This is a genomic window from Salmonella sp. SAL4457 (assembly GCF_046548235.1).
GTDB lineage: Bacteria > Pseudomonadota > Gammaproteobacteria > Enterobacterales > Enterobacteriaceae > Salmonella > Salmonella enterica.
Genome location: NZ_JBGDZO010001277.1, coordinates 1 through 238, shown reverse-complemented (window position 1 = coordinate 238; position 238 = coordinate 1). Strand labels below are relative to the sequence as shown.

The following is a 238-nucleotide window of genomic DNA, read 5'->3' as shown; positions in this document are numbered from 1 at the left end:
CTGTCGAACAGCGGCTGGCCCTTGGGCAGCTCGCTGCTTTCCTGGATGGCTACCAGGGGCAGGTGCTCGTGCTCGCGCAACTCCAGGTTGCGCTCGAACAGCCGGTTCAGCCATTCGCGTACCGTGCAGCGCTGGCCGGCGGCCGGCATCTGCACGCGCAATGGGATGCTGTTGATGAACAGGCCGACGGTGCGCTGCATTTCCGGCATGCCCACCGGGCGCCCGGCCACGGTGACGC

The 238-nt window shown here is 68.1% G+C and carries 1 protein-coding gene; it reads right to left on the bottom strand.

Annotated elements, in window-relative coordinates:
* Positions 1–238: condensation domain-containing protein (locus ACLJNW_RS28305; protein WP_410961967.1), on the bottom strand; the 238-nt coding region annotated here is incomplete at both ends.